25 protein-coding genes are annotated in these 23,584 nt (G+C 63.8%); 9 read left to right on the forward strand and 16 right to left on the reverse strand.

Annotated elements, in window-relative coordinates; translation table 11 throughout:
* Positions 1 to 22: 22 nt before the first annotated feature.
* From ABEA18_RS21075 to ABEA18_RS21110, 8 genes are all read right to left on the reverse strand, one after another.
* The gene (locus ABEA18_RS21075; protein WP_059388226.1) at positions 23 to 433 is read right to left on the reverse strand and encodes a VOC family protein; all 411 of its coding nucleotides are present in this window, start codon (positions 431 to 433) and stop codon (positions 23 to 25) included.
* 66 nt (positions 434 to 499) lie between these two features.
* Positions 500 to 1,312, reverse strand: coding sequence for a molybdate ABC transporter substrate-binding protein (gene modA, locus ABEA18_RS21080; protein WP_345452470.1), 813 nt, complete (start codon positions 1,310 to 1,312; stop codon positions 500 to 502).
* Positions 1,309 to 1,719 carry a TOBE domain-containing protein gene (locus ABEA18_RS21085; RefSeq protein WP_236815599.1) on the reverse strand — a complete coding sequence of 137 codons (411 nt, stop codon included), beginning with the start codon at positions 1,717 to 1,719 and terminating at the stop codon, positions 1,309 to 1,311. Before ABEA18_RS21085 ends, modA begins: the two co-directional genes overlap by 4 nt.
* Positions 1,720 to 1,878: 159 nt before the next feature.
* A complete protein-coding gene (locus ABEA18_RS21090) occupies positions 1,879 to 2,328 on the reverse strand; it encodes a helix-turn-helix transcriptional regulator (protein WP_345452474.1) in 450 nt (149 codons plus the stop codon).
* A gap of 81 nt (positions 2,329 to 2,409) precedes the next feature.
* Positions 2,410 to 3,207, reverse strand: a complete 798-nt coding sequence (locus tag ABEA18_RS21095) for an OmpA/MotB family protein (protein ID WP_345452476.1) — start codon at positions 3,205 to 3,207, stop codon at positions 2,410 to 2,412.
* On the reverse strand, positions 3,204 to 4,031 hold the full coding sequence (locus ABEA18_RS21100) for a motility protein A (RefSeq protein WP_345452478.1): 828 nt from the start codon (positions 4,029 to 4,031) through the stop codon (positions 3,204 to 3,206). The genes ABEA18_RS21095 and ABEA18_RS21100 overlap by 4 nt, the downstream gene beginning before the upstream one ends.
* 3 nt (positions 4,032 to 4,034) lie before the next feature.
* Complete coding sequence (locus ABEA18_RS21105; protein WP_345452480.1) at positions 4,035 to 4,289, reverse strand: flagellar FlbD family protein; 255 nt, start codon at positions 4,287 to 4,289, stop codon at positions 4,035 to 4,037.
* An 89-nt stretch (positions 4,290 to 4,378) separates the two neighbouring features.
* Positions 4,379 to 5,128 carry an ABC transporter permease gene (locus ABEA18_RS21110; protein ID WP_345452482.1) on the reverse strand — a complete coding sequence of 250 codons (750 nt, stop codon included), beginning with the start codon at positions 5,126 to 5,128 and terminating at the stop codon, positions 4,379 to 4,381.
* A 216-nt stretch (positions 5,129 to 5,344) separates the two neighbouring features.
* Here ABEA18_RS21110 and ABEA18_RS21115 point away from each other — a divergent pair, with 216 nt between their 5' ends.
* The 3 genes from ABEA18_RS21115 to ABEA18_RS21125 are packed head-to-tail and all read left to right on the forward strand — an operon-like array spanning position 5,345 to position 9,181.
* A complete protein-coding gene (locus ABEA18_RS21115) occupies positions 5,345 to 6,415 on the forward strand; it encodes an iron ABC transporter substrate-binding protein (protein ID WP_345452484.1) in 1,071 nt (356 codons plus the stop codon).
* Positions 6,416 to 6,419: 4 nt separating this feature from the next.
* Positions 6,420 to 8,030: an ABC transporter permease gene (locus tag ABEA18_RS21120; RefSeq protein ID WP_345452486.1), complete on the forward strand. Its 1,611-nt coding sequence runs from the start codon at positions 6,420 to 6,422 to the stop codon at positions 8,028 to 8,030.
* Entirely contained in the window at positions 8,027 to 9,181 is a 1,155-nt protein-coding gene (locus tag ABEA18_RS21125) for an ABC transporter ATP-binding protein (RefSeq protein ID WP_345452488.1), read from the forward strand. Before ABEA18_RS21120 ends, ABEA18_RS21125 begins: the two co-directional genes overlap by 4 nt.
* Positions 9,182 to 9,225: 44 nt before the next feature.
* On the opposite strand, the gene ABEA18_RS21130 is transcribed toward ABEA18_RS21125, so the two are convergent.
* Both ABEA18_RS21130 and ABEA18_RS21135 read right to left on the reverse strand, forming a co-directional pair.
* Positions 9,226 to 9,996: a peptidase M56 family protein gene (locus ABEA18_RS21130; RefSeq protein WP_345452490.1), complete on the reverse strand. Its 771-nt coding sequence runs from the start codon at positions 9,994 to 9,996 to the stop codon at positions 9,226 to 9,228.
* Complete coding sequence (locus ABEA18_RS21135; RefSeq protein WP_345452492.1) at positions 9,993 to 10,583, reverse strand: RNA polymerase sigma factor; 591 nt, start codon at positions 10,581 to 10,583, stop codon at positions 9,993 to 9,995. The genes ABEA18_RS21130 and ABEA18_RS21135 overlap by 4 nt, the downstream gene beginning before the upstream one ends.
* 270 nt (positions 10,584 to 10,853) lie before the next feature.
* Here ABEA18_RS21135 and ABEA18_RS21140 point away from each other — a divergent pair, with 270 nt between their 5' ends.
* Positions 10,854 to 11,768: a patatin-like phospholipase family protein gene (locus ABEA18_RS21140; RefSeq protein WP_345452494.1), complete on the forward strand. Its 915-nt coding sequence runs from the start codon at positions 10,854 to 10,856 to the stop codon at positions 11,766 to 11,768.
* 596 nt (positions 11,769 to 12,364) lie between these two features.
* Positions 12,365 to 12,937, forward strand: a complete 573-nt coding sequence (locus ABEA18_RS21145) for an MOSC domain-containing protein (RefSeq protein ID WP_345452496.1) — start codon at positions 12,365 to 12,367, stop codon at positions 12,935 to 12,937.
* A gap of 8 nt (positions 12,938 to 12,945) precedes the next feature.
* Here ABEA18_RS21145 and ABEA18_RS21150 read toward each other — a convergent pair whose 3' ends face one another.
* Complete coding sequence (locus tag ABEA18_RS21150; protein ID WP_345452664.1) at positions 12,946 to 14,220, reverse strand: MFS transporter; 1,275 nt, start codon at positions 14,218 to 14,220, stop codon at positions 12,946 to 12,948.
* A gap of 182 nt (positions 14,221 to 14,402) precedes the next feature.
* Here ABEA18_RS21150 and ABEA18_RS21155 point away from each other — a divergent pair, with 182 nt between their 5' ends.
* Complete coding sequence (locus tag ABEA18_RS21155; protein WP_345452498.1) at positions 14,403 to 15,941, forward strand: HNH endonuclease; 1,539 nt, start codon at positions 14,403 to 14,405, stop codon at positions 15,939 to 15,941.
* Positions 15,942 to 15,946: 5 nt separating this feature from the next.
* On the opposite strand, the gene ABEA18_RS21160 is transcribed toward ABEA18_RS21155, so the two are convergent.
* The 4 genes from ABEA18_RS21160 to ABEA18_RS21175 are packed head-to-tail and all read right to left on the reverse strand — an operon-like array spanning position 15,947 to position 19,131.
* On the reverse strand, positions 15,947 to 16,978 hold the full coding sequence (locus ABEA18_RS21160; RefSeq protein ID WP_345452500.1) for a sensor histidine kinase: 1,032 nt from the start codon (positions 16,976 to 16,978) through the stop codon (positions 15,947 to 15,949).
* 11 nt (positions 16,979 to 16,989) lie between these two features.
* A complete protein-coding gene (locus tag ABEA18_RS21165) occupies positions 16,990 to 17,664 on the reverse strand; it encodes a response regulator transcription factor (protein ID WP_345452502.1) in 675 nt (224 codons plus the stop codon).
* A gap of 5 nt (positions 17,665 to 17,669) precedes the next feature.
* Complete coding sequence (locus ABEA18_RS21170; protein ID WP_345452504.1) at positions 17,670 to 18,323, reverse strand: DedA family protein; 654 nt, start codon at positions 18,321 to 18,323, stop codon at positions 17,670 to 17,672.
* A 10-nt stretch (positions 18,324 to 18,333) separates the two neighbouring features.
* Positions 18,334 to 19,131 (reverse strand): phosphatase PAP2 family protein, encoded by a 798-nt coding sequence (locus ABEA18_RS21175; protein WP_345452506.1) that lies wholly within the window; start codon positions 19,129 to 19,131, stop codon positions 18,334 to 18,336.
* 170 nt (positions 19,132 to 19,301) lie between these two features.
* On the opposite strand from ABEA18_RS21175, the gene ABEA18_RS21180 reads away from it, so the two are divergent.
* The 3 genes from ABEA18_RS21180 to ABEA18_RS21190 all read left to right on the forward strand — a co-directional run bounded on the left by ABEA18_RS21180 (position 19,302) and on the right by ABEA18_RS21190 (position 21,895).
* A complete protein-coding gene (locus ABEA18_RS21180; protein ID WP_345452508.1) occupies positions 19,302 to 20,087 on the forward strand; it encodes an alpha/beta fold hydrolase in 786 nt (261 codons plus the stop codon).
* Between the two features lie 19 nt (positions 20,088 to 20,106).
* Positions 20,107 to 21,003: a hypothetical protein gene (locus tag ABEA18_RS21185; protein ID WP_345452510.1), complete on the forward strand. Its 897-nt coding sequence runs from the start codon at positions 20,107 to 20,109 to the stop codon at positions 21,001 to 21,003.
* Between the two features lie 64 nt (positions 21,004 to 21,067).
* Positions 21,068 to 21,895 carry an IclR family transcriptional regulator gene (locus ABEA18_RS21190; protein ID WP_345452512.1) on the forward strand — a complete coding sequence of 276 codons (828 nt, stop codon included), beginning with the start codon at positions 21,068 to 21,070 and terminating at the stop codon, positions 21,893 to 21,895.
* Positions 21,896 to 22,043: 148 nt separating this feature from the next.
* On the opposite strand, the gene ABEA18_RS21195 is transcribed toward ABEA18_RS21190, so the two are convergent.
* Positions 22,044 to 23,525, reverse strand: a complete 1,482-nt coding sequence (locus ABEA18_RS21195) for a purine-cytosine permease family protein (protein ID WP_345452514.1) — start codon at positions 23,523 to 23,525, stop codon at positions 22,044 to 22,046.
* Between the last annotated feature and the right edge of the window lie 59 nt (positions 23,526 to 23,584).

The raw sequence follows: 23,584 nt of genomic DNA on the forward strand, positions 1-23,584 counted from the left end.
TCACCGCTAAGACTAGACCAAGCTACGCGGCGGGAGCCTGCGAAATCCTCACCATGTTGCCCGAAGGATCGCGGAACGCGCAGTCGCGGGGACCCCACGGCTGGTCGATCGGCTCCTGCATGACCTCCGCGCCGGAAGCCCTGACCTTCTCGAAGAGGGTGTCGACGTCGTCGGAACGGAAGACGATCGGCCCCAGGACACCCTTGGTGAGCAGCTCCTGGAGGGAGTCGCCGTCGGCCTTGGACCGGCCCGCATGCGGTTCGGAAAGCACGATTTCAACACCCGGCTGGTCCTTGCTGCCGAGCGTCACCCACCGGAATCCGCCTTGCGCGACGTCGTTGAGCACCTCGAGGCCGAGGGCGTCCCGGTAGAAGGTGAGTGCTTCGTCGGGATCGTTGACAGTGATATGTGAGTACTGCAATGAAATAGTCATGGCAACGACGTTAGTCCGGGGCGTTGACGGGCGCTTCTTGAATCCTGCTCGTTTCTTTCCAGGCGGCTACGGCGTTCCGAAGCCGGCGTCGCCGAGAACCTTCCTGCCTTCGCTTCCCGTTACCAGCGCGATGAAAGCCGCGGCCAGATCCTTGTTCTTGCTGGTGCCGACTGTACCGATCGGGTAGGTGTTGACGGCCTTGTCCGACTCGGGGAAAGTGATTCCCTTGACCTTGTCCCCGGTGCCCTTGACGTCGGTGACGTAGACGAGTCCGGCGTCGGCCTCCCCCGAGGCGACCTTGCCCAGGACGTCAGTGACGGAAGACTCTTCGCTGACGGGTTTCAGGGTTGTGCCGGTGGCTTTTTCGATGGTTTGGGCGGCGGAGCCGCAGGGTACTTGGCTCGCGCAGACCACCACTTTGACCCCTGGCTTGGCCAGGTCCGCGAAGGAACTGATCGACGCCGGGTTGGACGGCGGGACAGCGATGGTCAGGGCGTTGGTTGCGAAGTTCTTGGCCGTTCCGTCGAGCAGCTTGGCGTCGGAGAGCTTGGCCATGTTCTTCGTGTCAGCCGAGGCGAAGACGTCCGCCGGAGCGCCCTGGGTGATCTGTGTGACGAGGTCTGAAGACCCGGCGAAGCTCAGGGCGACTTTGGTGCCCGGGTTCGCAGCCTCGAATTCGCTGGCCAGCTTGGTGAACGTTGCCTTCAGCGAGGCGGCCGCGTAAACGGTCACCGTGCCGGAGAGCTTAAGCGTTTCGCTGGCGCTGGCGGATCCGCTGCTCGCGGTGCTGGCGGTACTGCCAGAACCGCAGCCGGCAAGGCTGGCCGCGAGGGCGCCGGCAACGAGCAGCGCGGCGAAAGGCTTGCGGATGATCCTCATATGATGCTCTTCCCTTGGGGTGTTTCGATGATGACGGTGGTCGCCTTGACCACGGCGGTGGCGACCGAGCCGAGTTCGAGCCCGAGCTCGCGGACCGCCTCGCTGCTCATGAGGGAGACGACACGGAAGGGACCACATTGCAGTTCCACCTGTGCCATGACCTTGTCGGCCGTGATGCCGGTGACCAGGCCGACGAAGCGGTTGCGTGCCGAACGGCCCACCCGGGTAGGATCCTCGGGCAGTTGGGCCTGGTCCCGCGCAACGTGGGCAAGTTCCAGCCCATCCACGGCCAGCCGCCCGGAATCATCCTTGACCGGGGTCAGGATGCCGTTCTCGGTCCAGCGCCGGACGGTGTCGTCACTGACGCCAAGGAACCGGGCTGCTTCAGATACTCGAATATTTGGCATGGCTTCAGAATAATCCTCAAATGCGGTTATGACGGCATGTATCTTCCGCAAATCAAATGCGACCGTATTTCCAGTGGTCCCCGCTAATAGGCGTCCGGACACAGCAGAGGTCCCGCCCCATCGGGGCGGGACCTCTGCCGTATGTAGCCGGCTACGACTTCAGCTAGTCAGTCCCCCGGCGACTGCAAGCGCTTCCCGGCGCTTGCTCGCTTCGTTCCGGCTGGGCCGCGTGCGGATCTTCGCCACGCACGCAGGCATGGCAGCCACGGCCAGGTGTTCGCGGGCGCGGTAAGTGCTCGGGGGCACCCCCACGAGTTCAGTGAAACGCGAGCTGAATGAGCCAAGCGACGTACAACCGACCTCCATGCATGCGTCGGTCACACTCATTCCGCCGCGCAGGAGCGCCATTGCGCGCTCGATCCGGCGGGTCATGAGGTAGTTGTAAGGGGTCTCTCCATAAGCGGCCCGGAACTGCCGCGAGAAGTGCGCCGGTGACATGAACGCATGACTGGCCATGGTCGGCACGTCAAGAGGCTTGGCGTACTCGCGGTCGATCAAGTCGCGGGCCTTGCGCAAGTACGTGAGCCTGGCGATGTCTTCCGGGGTCATGCCACGAGCGTACCTCGGCGCGCTGGTCATTTCCACGGATCCCGACGCCGCCCCGTCACCTGCCGCGACAAGCCGGCCGCCCTATTGGCCGCCCGCCCTCGCCTTGAGTGCCTCGGGGATCAGCGCACGGACCACTTCGGGTTTATCCGAGAGGACGACGACGTCGACCCTGCGGTTGAGTTCCATCAGCGCCTCGGTGGAATCGTCGTTGACCTGCCGGGCGGATCCGAACGCGACGGCGCCGATGTGCCCCGCCGAAATGCCCCCATGGTCGACGAGGTACCTCAGGACGTTGACGGAGCGGGCGGAAGAGAGCTCCCACGTGGAGGGGTACGAGGTGACCCCGTTGGCGGCGTGGCCTTCCACCATGACTTCAAGGGCCGCCTTGGCCATGGGAGGTGCAATCATGCCAAGGACCTGGCTGGCGCGGGGCGTGAGTTCCGGCCGGTCGGGTTCGAAGAAGGTCTGCGATCCTACGAGTTTCACCGTGAGCCCGCGTTCGCTGATCTGGAACTGCACATTGGCACCCAGCCCCGCGGCGTCGAGCTTTGACTTCATCTCGTCGCGCAAGGCGGTGAGCCGGTCAGCTTCCTTGAGCGCCAAGTCCAGGTTGGAGAATCCCTGGGCGTCGGCGCTTGTGTATTCCGGCGGAACGACGGTCCCGGTGGCGGTGTCCACTTTTTGGCTGGCCACCGTGCCGAAACCCGTGGCCAGCGAATTGCGGAGCTTGTCGAATTTGGCCTGGTCCACTGTGGACATTGCGAAGAGCACGATGAACATACACATGAGCACCGTGACCATGTCCATGTAGGAAGCCATCCAGCGTTCGTCGACGTGTTCTTCCGCCGGAGGAGAACCGCGGCGGCGCCGGGACCTCATGCGGCCTTGGACGAAGCGAATTTGCCGGGGCGGGCTTCGTCGTCGTCGCTTTTCTTTGCGGTTTTCGCCTTGCCGAGCCTGTCTGCGGGAACCATGGCACGGAGCCGTTCGGCGAGCAGGAGGGGCTGGGTCCCGTTTTGCACCGCCAGGATCCCCTCCATCAGGAGGGTCATCCGCTCGATTTCGAGCTCGGAGAGTCGCTTGAGCCGCGAGGCGAACGGCAGCCAAATGAAGTTCGCGGACAACAAACCCCAGAGGGTAGCCACGAAAGCGGAGGCGATCATTGGTCCCAGATGATCGGGTGAGGAGAGGTTTTCAAGGACGTGGGTCAGGGATACCACAGTGCCGATAATGCCGATGGTCGGCGCGTAGCCGCCCAGGCTGGCGAAGAATTTGGCAGAGACGTGGTCGCTGCGCATCTTGGAGTCGATCTCGTCTTCCATGAGGATGCGCAGTTCTTCGGCATCCGTACCGTCGGCGATATTTTGGAGGGCGCGGGCCAGGAAGGGATCTTTCTCGTCCACAGCCGCCTCTTCAAGCGAGAGAAGACCTTCGCTCCGCGCCTTCTCGGCAAAGCCGATCAGCTGGTCGATGCTGTCCTGCGGCTTGTCCGTCTTTCCCTTGAACGCTTTGGGGAGGTCCCTGAACGCCCGCACGGTGTCCCGGAACGTGTTCCCGGCCAGGCCTACGGCCAGGGTGGCACCGAAAACCAGGACCATGGGCGCGGGAAGCAGGAGGGCCATGAGGTTGGCGTCTTCGAGGGTCACCATGGCGACCACCGAGCCGAAGGCCAGGAACAGCCCGATTATTGTCGAGGGATCCATGGCTTACTTTCCGTCCGGGTCCGGCGTGCGCACGAGGCTCAAGGGATAGCCCGTCACGGTGGGGAGATCCTGTGCCCGCCGAAGAATATAGGCCCGGTAGTTCGCGATCAGTTCCACGACGTCCGCGAGGCTTTCCCGCACAACGTACGTAGCGCCGTCGAGGGTCACCATATGGGTGTCCGGGCTTTCGTGGATCCGTTCAATGATGTCCGGATTCACGGCAAAGCGGGTGCCGTTCAGGCGGGTGACAACGATCATGGGCCGTTTCTGCTTTAGGTAGGGAGGCGCTTGTAGGAGTGCGCTTCAGTTCCTACTGTCGGCCGGCGGCTCGCTCCCGTTAGGCAGTGTCAGCGCAGCGTCGCTGGACGCACACGTACCGGCGCGAGGATTCCGATGATCATCACGGCGGTGATGGAACCTGCCGCCATGATCGCGGCGAGCACCACTATCTGGAAGCGTCCTGCCTCAAAGGGAGAAACCCCACCAAAGATGGCCCCGACGAAGGCACCGGGCAGGGTGACAAGTCCTGTCGTCTTGGTTTGATCGGTTGACGGGATCAGGGCCGAATAGACGGTCCGGCGGGCAAGATCAAGGGTTGCCTGCCTCGGGGTGGCGCCGAGCGCGAGCCAACCCTCAACTTCCTCCCAGTGCTCGTAAACGGATTCCTTGAAGCGCCGGCCGGCCAGGACTGCGATGGTCATGCCGTTGCCAATGACGATCCCGCCGATCGCGAGCGCGTAGCGGGGAGTGAACGCGATGGCTCCCGTCGCGAAAATAACGGCGAGGGTTATTCCGATGCCCGCGGCCATGGAGCCGCTGACCAGGCCCAAATGTGGCAGGCTCCAGCCAATGCGTCGCGTGGCACTCATCGCCGCTACTGCGAACATCACAAGAAGTGCGACGGCCACCCATAGCGGGCTGGTGATTACACCGCCCAGAACAAAGCTGATCGCGGCGAGCTGGAAGGCTCCGCGGAGGATGGCTAGTGCAGGCGCGAAAGGGTGCGGGGTCCGGAACACCAAGAGCAGTGCCAAAGTGGCTGCCATCAGGACGCCGACGCCGAGGAAGGTCGGCAGGAATTCGGCGAGACCGGGCATGGAGCCAGCTTATCGACTGCAGCAAGGCACTCGCTCAAACGACGACACGCCGCTTCCGCGCATTAGGTCATGTAAATCTTGCGTAATACATGTGATTCCGGTCACGATGGGTCATTCTGAATGGAAATTTAGGTATGGCTAACCTAAAGTTTCAAGCTGTGAGCCCGCAGTTCCTTCCCCGGGCTCCCTTGGATTTGCTCGCAGAAAGTAGCCCTCATGAAGATTCGCGCAAATGCGCTGGCCGGCATCGCACTCGCCGCCACTGCAGCCCTCAGCCTGGCCGCCTGCGGCAACGGCACCGCCTCCTCCGCCGCCACCGGCTCGGCTTCCGCCGACGCTGCTACTTCCACTAAAGTGGTCGGCGAAATCACCGTCTACAACGCCCAGCACGACACCCTGACCAAGGAATGGGTAGACGCGTTCACCAAAGAGACCGGCGTCAAGGTCACCGTCCGCCAGGGTTCCGACACCGAGCTCTCCAACCAGATCATCCAAGAAGGCGCGGCATCCCCGGCCGACGTCTTCCTGACGGAGAACTCCCCGGCCATGGCCCAGGTTGAGAACGCCGGCCTCTTCGCGGACATCGACAAGGCCACCGTGGACCAGGTCCCGGCCGCGTACCGCCCGTCCACCAACAAGTGGACCGGCATCGCCGCCCGCTCCACCGTCCTGGTGTACGACAAGACCAAGATCAGCGACGACAAGCTGCCCAAGTCCATGCTGGACCTGGCCAAGCCGGAGTGGAAGGGCCGGTGGGCCGCTTCGCCGTCTGGCGCTGACTTCCAGGCCATCGTTGCGGCCCTCCTCGAGCAGAAGGGCGAGGCCGCCACCACGGAGTGGCTCAAGGGCATGAAGGACAACTTCAAGGCATACAAGGGCAACAGCACCGCCATGAAGGCAGTCAACGCCGGCGAAGTCGACGCCGCGTTGATCTACCACTATTACTATTACGGCGACCAGGCCAAAACCGGCGAGAACTCCAACAAGGTCACGCCGTACTTCTTCAAGAACCAGGACCCGGGCGCCTTCCTGTCCGTCTCAGGCGGCGGCGTGCTGAAATCCTCCAAGAACTCCGCAGCTGCCCAGGCCTTCATCAAGTTCATCACCGGCAAGCAGGGCCAGGAACTCCTCAAGAACGGTACCTCCTACGAATACGCCATCGCCTCCAACGTGGACTCGAACGCTAAACTCGTTCCCATCAAGGATCTGCAAGCTCCCACCGTGGATCCGGCCAAATTGAACTCCGCAAAGGTCACCGACCTGATGACCAAGGCAGGACTGCTGTAATTCTGTGACCACTGATCTATCGGCCCGCATCTCCCCGGAAATTCCCGGGGCTTCGGCGAGCACGACGACGGCGGGCAGGGGCAAGCGCCCCCGCCCGCCTTTCGGCGTTTCTGCAATATCCCTCCTGGCCGTGCTGATCGCGCTGTTTTCGCTCATCCCGCTCGGGTACGTCGCTTACATGACGGCCGCGACCGGGTGGGACACCGCCGTCGCGCTCATCGTCCGGCCCCGCGTTGGCGAACTGCTCCTCAACACCGTCATGCTGGTGGTCTTCACGGTCCCCATCTGCCTGGTATTGGGAGTCGGTGGCGCGTGGCTCGTGGAGCGGACCAAGCTGCGGGGGCATCGCTGGTGGGCCGTGGCACTCGCAGCCCCACTGGCCATCCCGGCGTTCGTCAACAGCTATGCATGGGTGACCGCAGTCCCCTCGCTGGAGGGCATCTGGTCCGGCGTACTTATCGCCACCCTGTCCTATTTCCCCCTCGTCTACATTCCCGCGGCGGCGACGCTGGGGCGTCTCGACCCCGCGATTGAGCAGTCCGCGGCCTCCCTCGGTTTGGGACCATGGGCCATCTTCTTCCGGGTTGTCCTGCCACAACTGCGGATCGCCATGACGGGTGGCGCACTCCTGGTGTCGCTGCACCTGCTGGCCGAATACGGCGCGTTCGCGATGATCCGCTTCGACACGTTCACCACCGCGATCATGACCCAGTTCCAATCCACGTTCAACGGCACGGCCGGAAACATGTTGGCAAGCGTCCTGGTGTTCTTCTGCCTCATCCTGCTCCTGGCCGAAGTCAGGAGCCGCGGTAACGCACGCTACGCCCGCATCGGTTCCGGCGCCCAGGCCAAGCCAACCAAGCTTCCCCTGCACCACTATCAGCTTCCGTCCCAGCTCGCGCTGCTCGCCCTCACCGTATTGGCCTTCGGATTGCCGATCTTTTTTGTCCTGCGCTGGGTGGTGGCCGGTGGCGCCCGCGTCTGGTCAGCCGACGAATTCCTTCCGGCACTGCTCCAGACCCTCGCTTATGGCACCGTAGGCGCCGCGGCGACAATCGTCGTCGGCTTCCCCATGGCCTATCTGGCCGTGCGGCACCCCAGCTGGTTCAGCAAGATGCTTGAACTCTCCAATTACGTCACCAGCTCCCTTCCCGGCATCGTGGTGGGCCTCGCCTTCGTGACCGTGAGCATCCGCATGGTTCCAGGCGTGTACCAGACGTCCGGGGTCCTGATTGCCGCCTACGTACTGTTGTTCCTGCCGCGGGCCCTGGTCAACATCCGCTCCGGACTGGCCCAGGCTCCCAAGGAACTCGACGAGGCCGCGCAATCGCTCGGCAAGGCCCCACTGGTGTCCTTCCTGAAGGTGACGCTGCGCCTCACAGCTCCGGCCGCCGCCGGCGGGGCAGCGCTGGTGTTCCTCGCCATCGTCAACGAGCTGACGGCAACACTGCTGCTCTCCCCCAACGGCACGCACACCCTGGCCACCGAATTCTGGAGCAAGAGCAGCGAGATCGACTATTCGGGCGCGGCACCCTACGCCCTGCTCATGATCCTGTTGTCTGCCCCCATGACGTACTTGCTTTTCCAACAGTCCAAGAAAGTAGCCGGACAGTGACCGAACAATCCCCCTCAAGGCTTCCGTCACCCCGCGTAGCGGCTTCGGTGGCTCCCACCACCAACACACATCTGGACATCGCCGAGGTCACCAAGAACTTCGGCTCGCAGGCCGTGCTGAAGGGCGTGAACCTCTCGGTGGCCAGGGGCGGAACAACCGCCATCGTCGGTCCCTCCGGTTCCGGCAAGACCACACTATTGCGCCTCATCGCCGGCTTTGAACACCCGGACACCGGTTCCATCAGCCTCAACGGAAACAAGGTAGCCGGAAACGGGATCTGGGTACCTGCCCACAAGCGGCACGTCGGCTATGTTGCCCAGGACGGCGCGCTTTTCCCGCACCTCACGGTGGGGCAGAACATCGCATTCGGGCTGGACAAGTCAGCGCTCGACGGCGGCCGCCGCGCCGTGAAGACCCGCGTCCAGGAGCTGCTCGAGATGGTTTCCCTCGATGCGGACATGGCAAAGCGGCGACCACACCAGCTCTCAGGCGGCCAGCAGCAACGGGTGGCACTCGCCCGCGCCCTGGCCCGCGAACCGCAACTCATGCTGCTCGACGAGCCGTTCTCAGCGCTCGACGCCGGCCTCCGCGTAGCCACGCGGCGCGCCGTGGCGAAGGTCCTGAACGAAGCCGGAGTCACCACCATCCTGGTGACGCACGATCAAGCCGAGGCCTTGTCCTTCGCGGATCAAGTGGCGATCATGCGCGGCGGGAAACTGGCGCAGATCGGCAATCCGTTCGTTGTCTACACTCGTCCCGCCGACCGGGCGACGGCCGAGTTCCTCGGTGATGCCGTCATCCTGGACGCTTGGATGGAGGGCTCCCTGGCCACGTGTTCCCTGGGCGGCATACCCGTGCGCCGTCCCCCGGCACAAGGCCTCGTCCAATTGATGCTCCGCCCGGAGCAGATCCGGATTGCCCCCGACGGTCCCATCCGCGGAGTGGTGGTCGATACCGACTACTTCGGCCCCGAGACCACAGTGCGGATCAAGCTCGCTCCGCGCGTTGCCACTGAGGGTGCAGCCCGGACCTACCCGGGAGGTGGCGAAGTCATTACCATCCGCCACTGGAACGCTTCCATCACCAGGCCAGGCACTGAACTGTGCCTCCGCGTGGTGGGCGAAGGCGTGGCGTTCCCTGTGGAGGGTTAGGAATCCGCCTAATGCCGACGCCACCATGGGACCCGATGGTGCCTTCACTTGATCACGAACTCCCCGATGATGGTCTTGCCGTCGGACTCGTAAACAGGTACGGCAAATGACTTTCCCCGTCGGGCCGCTTGCCAGGCGAGTGCATCCTCCGGGCTCTTGAAGGTCTTCATGGCCGCCGTCCCGTCGGCTTCGTCGAGGTCCGTTTTGTAGGCGTACCCGGACTGACCATTGCTTGCCATCACGGCAACAAGGTCAGGACTGCCGTTCTGGTTCTCCGCACCCAAGGTATTCCCGCCAAGGTTCACGCCCCACGCTGTTGCTTCCCGCTTAATGTATTTGGCTGTGAGGCGCCAGCTGTTTGCCGGATCTGTCTTGATCGTCACGCTGCGTTGGCCGGGAAGGAGCTTGATCGTGTAGCCGGACCAGCTGGCGCTTGTTCCGACGTCGGGGGCCGTACAAGTGCTGCTTGCTCCGTCGTCGTATTCAAATCTTCCCGGCGTCAGGCAGGTTAGTTCCAGCCCAACTGCATTGGCTCCGACCGGTGGAACGCCAAGTGTCACGGATGCCGTTCCGGTGTGCGTTTCGGTCACGGCAGGGGCGAGTGTGGTGATGCGGTCTCCGCCGGGAATGGTGAGGAATCCGGCGGCCGCAGCACCGACGCCGCCCAGGACTCCTGCGCCAGCCAACGCTACTCCCCCGATCCACAGCCGCCGCGTTCGTTTCCGCGAGCGGACGGGGGATGCAGTCTGCGCTCGGCAAACCAGTTCTGCACGCAATGCTTTGCTGAACGCTTCGTCGAGAGGGAGTCCGTTCATCGTTTGCCTCCTTCGAAGGCTGGAATGGATTTCGCATCAGCTGGTCCGGTAATCGCACTTTTCATCCGCTGACGCGCCCGGTGCATCCGAACTTTGGCTGTCCCAGGAGTCATTTTGAGGATCCCTGCAGCGGCAACAACCGAATACCCCTCTAAAATCACCAGACTGACCAGTTGCAAATCGACTTTGCCCAGCGTTCCCAAGGCTTTGGCTGCATCCCCGGAGATGGTCTTCTGCAAGTACGCCGACTCACTGGACTCAGCGGGCTCCGGTGTTCGCTCGATTGACGCCAAGAGCTTCCGGTACCGGGCGGTAGATCTCGCCGTGTTCCTGGCCGCGTTGGTAGTGGTCACAAGCAGCCATGGAAGAACCGAACCATCGACGATGCGCACCCGGTGCCTCTTCCGCCACAATTCCAGGAACGCTGCGGCAAGAACGTCTTCAGCATCGTGACGGTCGGCGGTCAGCCGATAGGCGTGACGGAAGACTCTCTCACGGTATCGGTCGAACAATTTCCCAAAAGCGTCGCCGTTGCCCTGTAAGCTTTCCGCCCAGAGCGACCGATCCTCCGATTCAACGTTCCCCATGCACTGTATTGTCCGCGACGGGCCAAAAGGTTACGTCGAACAGTGAGATTTCGGGAAAGCGGCCTGCTATGGATTCATTGGAACTGACGTGCCGACGATTGCGCACCGCAAGCGGGCGTGCTAGCGTTGCGGCGATCGTGATCCATCAGCAGGAGGTGAGTCCCATGAACGCAGTATCCGTAATGGGTGCTCCCCTGCAGTCCACGATCGCGCGACTGACTTAGTCGCCACCGGGAGCGCCAAACAGGCAATTCGCGAAAGGCGACTCCCATGAACACAACACCTTCTTTACCTCTGAACTCCCGCGAGCGGGCGTTGGTCCTCGGCGGCGGCGGATCGACAGGCAATGCCTGGCTGATCGGCGTCCTCGCTGGCCTCTTCGATGCCGGGCTGGACGTGTCTGCCGCCGATCTGACCGTCGGCACGTCAGCTGGATCGACGGCCGCGGCCCAGATAGCTGGCGCGACCCCAACCGAGCTGTTCGCCAACATCCTTGACGCTGTCCCAAAGCAACGTCCCGCTCCGGCCGGGTCCGGACCGGGACGCGCACCGGCCAGGCCAGTGGTGAACCACCTGGAGCGGATCAACAAGATCATCGCCGATGCTCAGGATGTGGCTGACATGCGCCGGCGACTGGGCGCGGCGGCGCTCGAGATGGATGCGGCGTCGGATGGCTCCTGGTCAACACAATGGCGCAGTACCGTCGCCACCCGGCTACCCAACCAGCACTGGCCGGAACGAACGGTGTTCATCACGGCGGTCGATGCCCGTACCGGAGAACCGGTCACGTTCGACCGCCGTAGCGGAGTCGACTTGGTGGACGCCATCGCCGCCAGCTGTTCCAGCGGCTTGCCTTACAGGATCGGAGACAAGCGGTACCTCGACGGCGGTTACCGCTCCAACGCCGAGAACGCCGATCTGGCAGCCGGATACGGACGGGTTCTGGTGCTCTCCCCTTTCGGAGGCAGATCATTGCAACCGCTGGAGTGGGGCACGCATCTGGCGACGCAGGTCGACGAACTACGCGCAGGTGGAAGCCGAGTCGAAACGATCTTCCCGGACGGCGACTCCGAGCACATGTTCGGCGCCAATGCCATGGATCTGTCACTGCGTCCGCCCGCGGCGCAGGCCGGTTACGAGCAAGGCAGAGCCCTTGCCGGGCGGCTCTCCGAGTTCTGGAGCTGAGTGGATCGAACCCTTTTGACGCTGCAGGCCTGACGACAACCGTTCATGCCTAGGAGGCCGACCGAGGCGGTCAAGGGCCGCCTCGGTCACCTTTGTGGGTCAGCTTGGCGACTTTAATTGCGACCGACTATGGATCAAAGTGTTAATACATACGACAGAAAAGTGGTCCACTAATTCTACCTTAGAATATCTAAAAAGATTCCTCTAACCTGTTTATAAAAACTATTGCCCTCATTTGCCCCACATGCATAATTTGATCGTGAAGCGCCTGTCTCTCTCTGAAAGGTGATTCTTGTCCGGCGGCGGTCTTGCCGGCAAGATTCTAGGCATCTCCTCGATCAAGGAAGCATGTTTTGACTCCTAAACGTACTCGTGACATTCCCATTTCCCTGGTTCTATTTGCGCTAGTAGCAGTCCTGTTATTCATAAAGGCTGCCGGAAGCATGCAGCTATGGTGGGCAATACTTGCCGGCATCGCCCTTGTGGGAACCGGCATCGGAGCGTTCGCTGATTTCCAACGCCGTAAGAACTAGCTTTCAAGGTTGAGCCTAGAGCGCCCGGGGTTACTGACTCCGGGACAGGCATAGCCTTATGGCATGACCGCAAGCTACAGGTACGACGTGGAGATACTGCATCTTCTCGTGTCATCCGGCCACGCCTACTTCGGCCGCACACGTGATGGTGCCGCCGAGGTGCCCACCACGGATGCCGAGCAGGTCGACGTCGTGAGCGGCAAGGGCATCGTCGGTGACCGGTTCTTCGGCAAGGCAGCGCACATGGATGCAGCGGTCACCCTGATGGCCATCGAGTCGCTCGAAGCGATGGCTGCTGAGCTGGGGGTCGCACTTTTTGACCCGCTCCTCACGCGCCGCAATGTGGTCCTCAGGGGAGCCCAACTGGCTCCCCTGCTGGGCGAAGAATTCGCCCTGGAATCGCGGGGCGGCCTCGTGCGGTTCCGTGGCGGCCGGCCGGCGCACCCCTGTGCGTGGATGGACCAGGTCCTCGCTCCAGGCGCACATGCCGCCATGCGCGGCCGGGGCGGAATGCGCTGCCAACCGCTTTCGGATGGCACTCTGCATCGTGGCCCAGCTGTGCTAATTAGCCCTGTACCGCTTGACCCCGGCAAGGCCGGCAAAGCCACGCTTCTCCGGGCTTCACGGCTTCCGTAGGCCGATTCCTACAACTGCCGGGGTTCCGCGTCGGATGGAGCGATCGATGCGTTGGCTTGATCGGCCAAAGAGCCCTGCCTACGACTCGCCAACAGGAACGGCAACGCGATCAACTCGATAACGCCGCTGATCGCCAATGAGGCGGAGTAGCCGTACACATCGGCGGCCCGGCCGAGCAGCGGCTGCACCACCACTCCACCGCTTGATCCCATCAGCGAGTCGAAGCTAAGCACGGTTGCCCGCTGCTTCGACGGGATCATGTCGTTCACGTAGGCCTGCCGTACCGGTGTGGCCGCCGAGTCGACCATGGCCCAGAGCGTCAACAAGGCCAGGGCCACCCAGAAGACATTCGTGAACCCGAGCACCACCAGAATCGACGCGCTCACCACTCCACTCAGAATCAACACCGTAGTGCGTTTGCGAACGAGGCGCCGGATACGCGGCGCAAGCCACCCGCCCAACACCTGCGCTCCGGCCACGATGGCCGCGGCCAGCCCGGCCACGGAGTACGCGTGCCGGTCGCCGAAGAGCTGAAGCAGGTACGGCTGCAGGGCATAGAACACATAGATCCCGACGCCGGCGCTGAACGGCGCCGCCAGCATCACGTACCGTACGGGTGGATTTTTCAAACCGTTCTCGATCGAGGCGTCGAGGACAGCGCGGGTCGCCTTGAGTGGATGGGCCGAGCGTTCGGGGGTGAACCCGACGTCGCGCATGAGCAAGAACGCCACGACGAACATCGCGAGGAGCACGCCCACGCGAATCAGGAACGGCACTCCCAGGTTGGTGGCCTGCGCGATCACCCCGCCAGCCACTGAGCCCGCAAGCATGGCGGCACCCGACACCATCTGTCCGCGCCCGAGCACCGTCTCCAAGCCACCCTCATATCCAGTGAAGCGCAGCGCGTCGACGAGCCAGGCCTCCACCGCACCCGAGAAGAAGGTGAAGCCCAGGCCGAGCAATACCGACACCACGGCCCACCACAAGAACGGGGCGGAAAGCTGCCAAAGCAGATAGTAGAGGTAGGTGGACCCGGCCAGTGTCACCGTGCCAAGCAGGAACGAAATCCGGCGCCCCCAACCGTCAGCCACCACTCCGGTAGGCACCTCGAAGACCACCATTCCGGCAGTGAAGAAGGCGTTAGCGGCAAAGGCCTCAAGGTTGCTGAGTCCGGCATCCAAAAGGAAGAGGGTATTGATCCCCCAAATGAACGAGGCCGCAAGGGTATTGCCGAGGGTCAACGTGAGGTAGACACTTTGGATCTTTCGGGCGGCGGGGTTCATCGGGACGACGGCCCCGCCTTGGCGAGGGTGAACCACGAGGCCATTCTCGTCTGCTTCGGCGACGCACGCCAGAGCTGGGCGGGAGCGGGCCGCTATAAAAAAGTTCTGCCGATTTCCGGGTTTTTCGGCGGGCAGGTGATCTTCGACCTAATAATGTCAGACCCCTCTGCGATGCTTTGGTTATGGCCGGGAACCGGGGAACACAGCTGATCGGATCAAGCGCGCCGTCGGGCGGCGCGGTCCTGGATGCTCCGGTGTCAAGTGCCTGGGCACGGGAATTGATCGATGCCGTGAGATCGCTTCGCCCGGCCGCTGCCTTTGCGCTGGTCGGCGGCACCGACCTCGCCGACCGTGCTGAACTGATAAACCAGTTGCGTGCCCTGGAGGATCTGAAGTCCGCGGCCGCGGCTGCACGGGCCCGGATCGCCGTCGCGTTCGATGCCGCCCAGCGCAGCGCCGACGCGGCGGCCGGTGTCCCGGCCGAGGAACAGGGACGCGGGGTCGGAGCCCAAATCGCGTTGGCCCGGCGGGAGTCACCGGCCCGGGGATCCCGGCTCCACGGCCTGGCCAAGGCGCTCGTGAGCGAGATGCCGCGCACCCTGGCCGCCTTGGAATCGGGACGGTTGAACGAATGGCGGGCGACGCTGTTGGTGAAGGAAACAGCCTGCCTGTCCGCCGAGGACCGCTGCGCGGTGGACGAGGAACTCGCCGCCGACACCGGGGCCTTCGACGGCGCCGGAGACAAGGCAATCATCGCCGCGGCGCGGGCCGCTGCCTACCGGCGGGACCCCCGCTCCGTCACCCAACGTGCCAGCCACGCCGCCACGGAGCGGCATGTCAGCCTGCGCCCGGCACCGGACACCATGACCTATCTGACCGCGCTTCTTCCCGTCGCGCAGGGCGTGGCCGTGCACGCGGCCCTGTCCCGGCATGCAGACTCGCTGCGCTCCGGCGGGGACGCCCGCAGCCGAGGACAGCTCATGGCCGATGCCCTGGTCGAACGCACCACCGGCACCCCAGGAGGGATCAGCGGGGTCGAGGTGCAGCTCGTCATGACCGACCGCACCCTGTTCCAGGGCGATGCCGAACCGGCACGCCTGCCCGGCTACGGCATCGTGCCCGCGGGTTGGGCCAGGGAACTCCTGGCCGGGAACCAGAACCAGAACCAAGCCGAAGGTAGCCAAGACGGAGAAAAACAGCCCGGCCAAGCCGAACCCGGCCAGCGTGGGAAGACCCAGGAGCTCAAGCTCTGGCTCCGGCGTCTCTTCACCGCCCCCGGGACCGGGGAGCTTGTCGCCGTCGATTCCCGGGCGCGGCTCTTCCCTGCAGGGCTGCGGCGCTTCATCCAGGCCCGCGACGACACCTGCCGGACACCTTACTGCGACGCGCCGATCAGGCATTTCGACCACATCGTCCCCTGGCACCATGGCGGCACGACGAGCCTGGCCAACGGCGCCGGCCTGTGCGAAGCGTGCAACCACACCAAAGAACTCCCCGGCTGGACAACACAAACCCGGACAGCAACAACAAGTCCCGGGACACGGCATGTCCTCGACATCCGCACCCCCAGCGGACACCACTACCGATCAACAGCCCCACCCTTACCCGGGACCCACGAGCCGGAAATTCAACCTGCGCGTTCCAGGCACCACCGCCGCAGGCTACGCCTCCACGCCAAAGTGCTCAAATTCGCCCGCGTCGCCGACCTGCGGCTCGCCTAAGAAAGCTATGCCGAGCCTGGCGCCGTGTCATTCGGCGCCGTGTCATTCGGCGCCGTGTCCTTCCGGGCAAGCGGCAGCGTGATCCTCATGACCGTTCCCCTCGGACCACTGCGCTCAACCTCCACAGTGCCGCGGGCCCCGGTGATGATTTCACGGACCAACGCCAATCCGATTCCGAAGCTGCGCTGGCCACGTGCGCCCTCGGGGCTGTGTGTCCTCACGAAGCGGTCGAAGATCCGTGTCTGGTCAACTCCCTTGATCCCGGCCCCGGAATCGGAGACGGTGACCACCGCGCGGTTGCCGAGCACCGCCGTCGTGATCCCCACCTGGCCGCCAGCTGGGGTGTGTGCCAGCGCGTTGTCGGCCAGGGCAAGGAGGGCACGGCGGAAGCCATTGCTGTCAATGAGCGCGAAGGGGCGGTCCTTTTCCGTCAGGGTGACGCGGACGTTCTTCTCCCCCGCGAGCTGTTGCAAGCTCTCGACGACGGCGCCCGCCACCTTGGCGAGGTCGCTCGGCTCTGCGGCGGCGCCCGGGGGCGAGCCGGTGGCTGCGACAAGTAATTCGTTGACGATGCCGGTGAGGGTAGCTGTGTCATTGCGGATGCGGGCGAGCGCTTCCCCCGTTTTTGAGTCCGCGGGGGCATCGCGCTGGGCGAGCTGGACCCGCGCATCGAGGATGGCGAGGGGCGTGCGCAATTCGTGGCTGGCGTCCTGAACGAAACGTCGCTGCAGGGCAAGCGCTTCACCAAGGGGCCTGATGGCGCTCCGCGCGCTGAGCCAGCCGATGGCACCGGCGAGGAGGATCCCCGCAATGCCGGCAACGATCATGGCCTTCAGGAGGTCCTTTGTGTCCAGATATGCGTAGACGGAGTCGGTTTCGCCTGGTCCCGGCAGCGTTGGATGCTGCGCCTGGTTGAAGAGGTAGATCGCGGCGGCCGCAAGCAGGCAAAGAACCAAAACCGCGCATGCCGCGCTGATCCGCACTGCGATCTTCAGGGAGGCTTTGCGGAGCGTCGCCTGGTCCGGGTTCTCAGTCATGGGTGTCGTTCTCAGTCATGGGGGTCGCCGATCTGGTATCCGAGGCCGTGGACCGTCCGGATCACCGTTTTGGAGATCTTACGGCGCAGGTGGTGGACGTAGGTGTCGATCACGCCCGGCTGGTCCGTGGGGTGGAACAAAGTGCTGATGAGGTCTTCACGGGTAAACACACGCTCGGGTTCGCCGGCCAGGATTTCGAGGAGCCCGGCCTCCTTCGCTGTCAGGGTGACCACGGAACCGTACACGGAGCGCATGGAGCGGGCAGCGGCGTCGAGCTCCCAATCCCCGATTCCCAGAGTCGTGGGCGGCTGGGCGTATGTCCGGGTGAGGGCTCGCAAGCGGGCGGCCAGCTCCATGGCGTCGAACGGTTTGCTCATGTAGTCGTTCGCCCCGGCGTCGAGGCCCCGGATCTTCTCATCGGTGGCACCGAGCGCCGTCAGGATGAGGATCGGGGTGGCGATCCCCTTGGCCCGAAGGGCTTTGATCAAGGCGATGCCGTCCATGATGGGCAGCCCCCTGTCAATGACCATCGCATCCCAACTCCGGGTCAAGCCGAGGTGGAGGCCGTCACGCCCATTGACGGCCAGGTGAACGGAGAAGTCCGGCTCCAGGAGTTCGCTGATGAGCGGTCCCAGGGCGGCGTCGTCTTCGACGAGGAGGAGGGACGGCCGCTCAGCTGTTGTCATGCTGTCTATTCTTCCCCGGCGTGTCCGTTCGTGGCGTCCACCTTGGCCTTGCGCCGCTTTTTGAGGAACTCGGCTCCCCACGGCAGGACGGAGACCAAAACCATGATCACGGCAATGGCGTCAATGTTGTTTGCGATGAACTCGTAGTGTCCCAACCAGGAGCCCAGGAGGGTCACGGAGGTTCCCCAAATCACGGCGCCGGCGATGTTCCACAGGGTAAAGGATTTGTAGTTGTAGCGGGCGATGCCCGCGCTCAGCGGCGCAAATGTCCGAACAATGGGGACAAAGCGGGCCAGGACGATCGCGGGGCCGCCGCGGCGCTTGAAGAATTCCTCTGCCGTATCCAGGTGCGCGGTCTTCAAGACCCTGGCATCATCCTTGAACCAGCGCCGCCCGAACTTGCGTCCGAGCATGTAGCCGATCTGGTCTCCGGCGATTGCAGCGGCGGAAACGACGGCGATCAACACCGGCAATTCGAGCTGCAGTTGCTGGTGAAGCAGGCCGGTAGTGAATAGCAAAGAGTCCCCGGGCAGGAACGGGAAAAGGAGACCGGATTCGATAAAGACGATCAACGCCACGACGCCCAGCGCCGCAGGGCCCAAGCCCTGGAGGAGCGTGGTGGGATCAAGGAACGCGGGCATGGCAGATAGAACTTGCATGGGGTCCTCCTCAGGATCCGTGTGCTTGAGTTGCGGCCGTGTCCGAGGCGGTTGCTTCTGACGAGGTTGCTTCTGAGGCAACGCCAAATGGCCGCCTCCCGATGACTCGCGGTACGTACCGGTTCCAGAGCCCGGCCAAAACGATGACTATGGCTGTGGTGGCCAGGAACGATGCCACAACGTCGCTGGGGTAGTGGACTCCGATATAGATCCGGGACCACGCCACCACCACGGCCAGGACGGCGCCGGCCCACGCGGTGATGACACCCCATCGGGTGCCCCGGACCAGGAAGTACAGGGCGAAGGCGAGCGCTACGGCGAAGGCGGTGTGGCCGCTGGGAAAGCTGTTGGAACCCGTTTCCGGGGCCAGGGGGTCGAAAAGAAGCGCAGGATTGGGCCGGTGGCGGGCAACGACAAGTTTGAACACCTCGCTGGCAACCCAGCCCGAACATGCGAAGAGCACAAACATGACCGCCCGCACGAAGGACTTCCGAACCAGGAAAACGAACAAGCCGATCACCAGGACAAGGCAAACCCCCGCTACCGGGGCGAAGAGTAAGTTCAGCGCCATGGCCACGGTGGTCAGCGCGACCGCGTGATGGCGGCTGAGCTCCTGGTCAACTCCGAATTCGCTGGTGGTCACGCCTGCTACCGACTGCACGCTGAAACCAATGGCAAGGACTGCCGCGGCGAGCACAATGCCCCACAGGAACCAATACCGAGGCTGCGGAAGCAACGGCACACCGTGACCGACGACGGCGGAAGTGCGGACTTCCGCGGAAGTGTTCTGCTTGGCGTGCGATGACATGAAATCTCCAGTTCGGGTGTGGAGGCCGTTGTGAGGCCTGCTTCCACTCTCGCGGGCGGCGCTTAAGAAGCCCTTAAGAACTCCTGCTCAGAGCCCCTCTCCCCTTGACCCGCAAGTGGCTGAGCCCCAGAGTTTAGGAACCTACTGTCCGCCAAATCAAAGGATCTGGGATGTCCGAATTTGCGATCTCGAAAGACGGTACCCGTATCGGGTATGACCAATACGGCGAGGGACCTGCCGTGATCCTGGTTGGCGGTGCGATGCAATTCAGGGGTTTCGACCCCAACACCGTGGAAATGGCCAAGCTCCTGGCCGCCAAGGGGTTCACGGTCCTCAACTACGACAGGCGCGGCCGCGGGGAAAGCGCCGAGGCTCTGTCATTCAGCCTGAAGGACAACATCGACGATCTCGCAACGCTCATCGACATCGCAGGAGGCAAGGCTGCGCTCTTCGGGAGCTCGTCCGGTGGCTCGATCTCCCTGGCGGCGGCGGCGGCAGGCCTACCTGTCACGAAGCTGGCCCTGTGGGAGACTCCCTTGAGCGATGAACTCGGCACCGGCGGGGCTGAATTCTTCGCCGGGCTCCAGGAAAAGATCGCATCCGGCGACAAGGCCGCCACCATCGAGTACTACATGAAGGACATGCCGCCGGAGTGGCTGGCCGGCGCCAAGAACAGTCCAGGATGGCCCACCATGCTCGAATTGGGCCCCAGCCTTTCTGCCGACGCCGAATCCCTCGCGTGGACCCAGTCCGCGCCACGCGCCCAGCTGTGGTCCGGCATCACCCAGCCCACCCTCGCGATCGTCGGCGAGCAGACCATCCCGATCATGCCGAAAGCGGCCGACTCCATCGTGGCCAACATCCCCAGTGCCCGCAAAGCCACCATTCCAGGCGCCAACCACGGCTGGGAACCCGGAGTCATGGCTGACGCACTCGCTGAATTCCTCGCCGAGTAATACGGCACACGCTTCCACCATGGAACTAGCCGCGATCGCCGTCGAACTTTACACGCTGGTTCCCTCGGCCTTCACGGCGGCCCGCACCGCGCGGGCCAAGGAAGCCAAGTCCGCGGGGGACGCCGAACTGGCGAAGCAGATCGCCCAGTTGCCCAAGCCTTCGACGGCGGCGTGGGCCGTCAACATGCTTGTCCGGCACGGCACCAAGGAATTCGCGGGCGTCCTGGAGCTTGGGGCCTCGCTCGGGCGAGCCCAGGAGCAGCAGGACCACGAGCGTCTCCGTACGCTCGGCCAACAGCGCCCGCGCGTCCTGGGCGCCGCCGTCGAGCAGGCCCGGGCAGTGGCGGAAGGTCTGGGCGTCAAGGTCAGTGGCGCCGCCGCGATGGAGATCGAGGCCACGCTGAGGGCCGCCATGACGGATCCCGGCGCCGCCGCGGCGCTCCGCAGCGGGCAACTTGTGCGCTCGCTCGCCACGAACGGATTGGAACCCGTGGATCTCTCGGGCGCCGTGGCGATTGCGGGCGCGCTTCCCGCGGCGGGTACCACCAACGAAGAGCCCGACGACGGCGGCCGGCAGCGCGGGCGGGCAGACTCGGAGGGCGCACGCGCCGACTCGGAGCGCGAACGCGAGAAGGCACAAACCGCGCTCGTGGAGGCTGAGCGCAACGCGGACAAGGCTGACCTGGAACTCGCCCAGGCCGAGCGCGAAAAGTCGGAGGCCGTACGCCGGAGCGAGCAACTCGCCGTCGACGTCAAAGCCGCCAAGGACAAGCTGGCGGCGTTGCAGCAGGAACTCGCAGCGACGGAGTGGGCGATCACCCTGGCTGAGCGGAACCGCAAACTGGCAGCCCGGCTAGCCGCCCGGGAACGCCGGACCGCTGAAACGGCGCGGGTCCGGCTGGCGGGGCTCTCTTAGTGGCTTCAACGTCCGATATACCGGACATTCCAGCGCGTATTCTATGAGAATGTACAGTCAATCCGTGCGGCCGAAAGCACCTGCTGCGGCCCAGGTGCTGGCGGTTCTCAGATACGTTGCAGGCCAGGCCGGCCCGGTCAGCGCGTCCATCATTGCGCGCGACGTTGGCTTGCCCCGGTCAACTACGTATCAGCTCATCACCTCACTGATCGATGACGGCTTTCTTGTCCACCTTCCCGAAGAGCGCAAGTACGCCCTGGGAGTGACCGCCCATGAGTTGGGGACAGGGTATTCGCGGCAGGCTCCGATCCAGCGGATTGCCCGGTTCCCCCTGTCCCGGCTCGTAGCCCGAACCCGCCGGACTGCCCACCTTGCTGTGATGCACGGGCGCGACGTCGTTTACGTGATCGAGGAGCGGGCTCCGCGGCAAAGCCCACTTGTCACGGACACCGGGGTCCGGCTTCCGGCCCACCTGACGGCCAGCGGCAGGGCGATGATGGCCCAGATGGATCCCGCCCAGGTGGCTGCGCTTTTCCCTGGGCCAGAGGCTTTCGCGGAGCGCCACAGCAAAGGCCCGCAATCCTTGCCCGCATTGCAGGATCTCTTGGCGCGGGCACGGTCGCTCGGATACGCGTGGGAGCAGGACGAGGTCACGGAGGGGTTTTCTTCTGTGGCAGTCGCCGTCCTCGACCGGCAGCGCTATCCCGTGGCCAGCGTGACGTTGACGGTGTCGAACCGGGCGTTTCCCGGCGGAAGCACCCGGCACCGGGCCAAGGACGCCGAGACCGCAGAGGAAAGGGCGGTCCGCATCGAAGACGTCGCCCGGGAGTGGATTCCGGAAGTGACCAGGTGTGCCAGGGAGATTTCCCGCAGGCTAGGCACCCAAGCGTGATCCCGACGTCGTGCCCTCTGGTAACAGTGGAGACGCTCGCTCACATATAGGGCCAAATGCCAGGACGCTCGCTCACCTCAAGTGAGCGAGCGTCCGCCGAAAACACCCCAAAAGTGAGCGAGCGTCCGAGGGGGGGACGGGGCAAAGGCTAGACTGCCGCGGTGTTCGACGCTGAGCCGGCTAGCGGCGCTACTGCCTCCGAGTCGAGTTCCGTCGGGTAGACCATCTCAGCCGGAGCATTGGAGTTCCTCTTCGCCAACGGGTAGAACACGATTGCCGTGACCACGAGGCCTACGAGCCAGGAGATGTCCGCCCCACCCAGAAGGTCGGTCATCGGGCCGGTGTAGAGGGTCTGCGCCAGGAACGGGATCTGGACGACGATGCCGATCGCATAGCTCAACAGCGCGGTCTTGTTCCACCGGCCGTAGCGCCCGTTCAGGTCGTAGAGGGCCGGAATGTCCACCTTTTCCTTGGAAACCAGGTAATAGTCCACCAAGTTAATGGAGCTCCACGGGATGAACACCATCAGCAGGAGAAGGACGAAATTCTTGAAGTTGGCGATGAAATCGGGGGAAGCAAGGACTGCGATGAGTACCGAGAGTCCGATAAAGCCGATCACGTAGGCGAACCGGGTCCATGACGCTACCGCAGACTTGCGGGTGAACGCCGTGACCGAGGTAAGCATGGTCATGTAACCGCCATAGGCGTTCAGCGTGTTGACGGTCAGTTTTCCCGTTACGATAACCAGGTAAATGACCACCGCTATCAGTCCGCCGCCACTCAGGTTCCCAAGGAAGGCGACTTGGCCGTCCAGGAACCGTGCGCCCTTGGGCAATGCGAGGGCGGCGAAGAGCGCGCCCAGGGTCATGGACCACTGGGAACCAATCACCGTGCCGAAGTACGCCGACAAGAAGGTCTTGCGTGTCGGCGTGTTGGAAGGCAGGTACCGGGAGTAGTCGGCCACGTACGGACCGTACGTCAGCTGCCATCCGGCGCCAAGCGAAATGGCGAGCAGGAAGGTGGGGAACTCGAAACCGCCGGCTCCCAAGAGTGCGCCGACGTCCTGGCTGGTCAACAACCGAATGCCCAGATAGGTGAAGCCGAGGATACCCACGACGGTCGCAATGCGGCCCAACATGTGGATGTACTTGTAGCCCAGGGTCGCAACGATGATGGTCAGCACCCCGAAGACGAGCATGCCCACTGCCGGGGTGCCCGTGTGGAGGATGAGGCTGACTGCCTGCCCGGAGAGGACCGTACCGGTGGCGGCGAAGCCGAGGTACATCACGACCACCAGGATCAGGGGAATCACCGCCCCGAAGATCCCGAACTGTGCCCGGCTGGAAATCATCTGCGGCAAGCCGAGCTTCGGCCCCTGGGCCGCATGGAGCGCCATCACAGCACCGCCCAAGAGGTTTCCGACCAAGAGTCCGATGATCGCCCACAGCGCATCCGCGCCGAACAGGACTGCCAAGGCACCGTCGACAATGGCCGTGATCTGCATGTTCGCCCCGAACCAGAGCGTGAACTGCTGGCCAGGCGAACCATGGCGTTCATTTTCCGGGACAAAGTCGATGGAACGACGCTCAACGCGCGGCCCACCCGTTCCCGCTTTTCCTATGGCCTGCATGCCTAATCCTCACTTTGACAACCGAAGTCCGATGTCCCCAACTGAGAATCAATCAGAGC

Source organism: Arthrobacter gyeryongensis (assembly GCF_039543785.1).
In the GTDB taxonomy this organism is placed as follows: domain Bacteria; phylum Actinomycetota; class Actinomycetes; order Actinomycetales; family Micrococcaceae; genus Arthrobacter; species Arthrobacter gyeryongensis.

Excerpts from the sequence above, each read along its gene's own strand:
- ABEA18_RS21180 (WP_345452508.1), top strand. The coding sequence starts at position 19,302 with ATGTCCGAATTTGCGATCTCGAAAGACGGTACCCGTATCGGGTATGAC.
- ABEA18_RS21140 (WP_345452494.1), top strand. The coding sequence starts at position 10,854 with ATGAACACAACACCTTCTTTACCTCTGAACTCCCGCGAGCGGGCGTTG.
- ABEA18_RS21135 (WP_345452492.1), bottom strand. The coding sequence starts at position 10,583 with ATGGGGAACGTTGAATCGGAGGATCGGTCGCTCTGGGCGGAAAGCTTA.
- ABEA18_RS21145 (WP_345452496.1), top strand. The coding sequence starts at position 12,365 with ATGACCGCAAGCTACAGGTACGACGTGGAGATACTGCATCTTCTCGTG.
- ABEA18_RS21130 (WP_345452490.1), bottom strand. The coding sequence starts at position 9,996 with ATGAACGGACTCCCTCTCGACGAAGCGTTCAGCAAAGCATTGCGTGCA.
- ABEA18_RS21105 (WP_345452480.1), bottom strand. The coding sequence starts at position 4,289 with ATGATCGTTGTCACCCGCCTGAACGGCACCCGCTTTGCCGTGAATCCG.
- modA (WP_345452470.1), bottom strand. The coding sequence starts at position 1,312 with ATGAGGATCATCCGCAAGCCTTTCGCCGCGCTGCTCGTTGCCGGCGCC.
- ABEA18_RS21170 (WP_345452504.1), bottom strand. The coding sequence starts at position 18,323 with ATGCAAGTTCTATCTGCCATGCCCGCGTTCCTTGATCCCACCACGCTC.
- ABEA18_RS21165 (WP_345452502.1), bottom strand. The coding sequence starts at position 17,664 with ATGACAACAGCTGAGCGGCCGTCCCTCCTCCTCGTCGAAGACGACGCC.
- ABEA18_RS21090 (WP_345452474.1), bottom strand. The coding sequence starts at position 2,328 with ATGACCCCGGAAGACATCGCCAGGCTCACGTACTTGCGCAAGGCCCGC.
- ABEA18_RS21150 (WP_345452664.1), bottom strand. The coding sequence starts at position 14,220 with ATGAACCCCGCCGCCCGAAAGATCCAAAGTGTCTACCTCACGTTGACC.
- ABEA18_RS21085 (WP_236815599.1), bottom strand. The coding sequence starts at position 1,719 with ATGCCAAATATTCGAGTATCTGAAGCAGCCCGGTTCCTTGGCGTCAGT.
- ABEA18_RS21075 (WP_059388226.1), bottom strand. The coding sequence starts at position 433 with ATGACTATTTCATTGCAGTACTCACATATCACTGTCAACGATCCCGAC.
- ABEA18_RS21160 (WP_345452500.1), bottom strand. The coding sequence starts at position 16,978 with ATGACTGAGAACCCGGACCAGGCGACGCTCCGCAAAGCCTCCCTGAAG.
- ABEA18_RS21100 (WP_345452478.1), bottom strand. The coding sequence starts at position 4,031 with ATGGATCCCTCGACAATAATCGGGCTGTTCCTGGCCTTCGGCTCGGTG.
- ABEA18_RS21095 (WP_345452476.1), bottom strand. The coding sequence starts at position 3,207 with ATGAGGTCCCGGCGCCGCCGCGGTTCTCCTCCGGCGGAAGAACACGTC.
- ABEA18_RS21185 (WP_345452510.1), top strand. The coding sequence starts at position 20,107 with ATGGAACTAGCCGCGATCGCCGTCGAACTTTACACGCTGGTTCCCTCG.
- ABEA18_RS21155 (WP_345452498.1), top strand. The coding sequence starts at position 14,403 with ATGGCCGGGAACCGGGGAACACAGCTGATCGGATCAAGCGCGCCGTCG.
- ABEA18_RS21110 (WP_345452482.1), bottom strand. The coding sequence starts at position 5,128 with ATGCCCGGTCTCGCCGAATTCCTGCCGACCTTCCTCGGCGTCGGCGTC.
- ABEA18_RS21115 (WP_345452484.1), top strand. The coding sequence starts at position 5,345 with ATGAAGATTCGCGCAAATGCGCTGGCCGGCATCGCACTCGCCGCCACT.
- ABEA18_RS21195 (WP_345452514.1), bottom strand. The coding sequence starts at position 23,525 with ATGCAGGCCATAGGAAAAGCGGGAACGGGTGGGCCGCGCGTTGAGCGT.
- ABEA18_RS21175 (WP_345452506.1), bottom strand. The coding sequence starts at position 19,131 with ATGTCATCGCACGCCAAGCAGAACACTTCCGCGGAAGTCCGCACTTCC.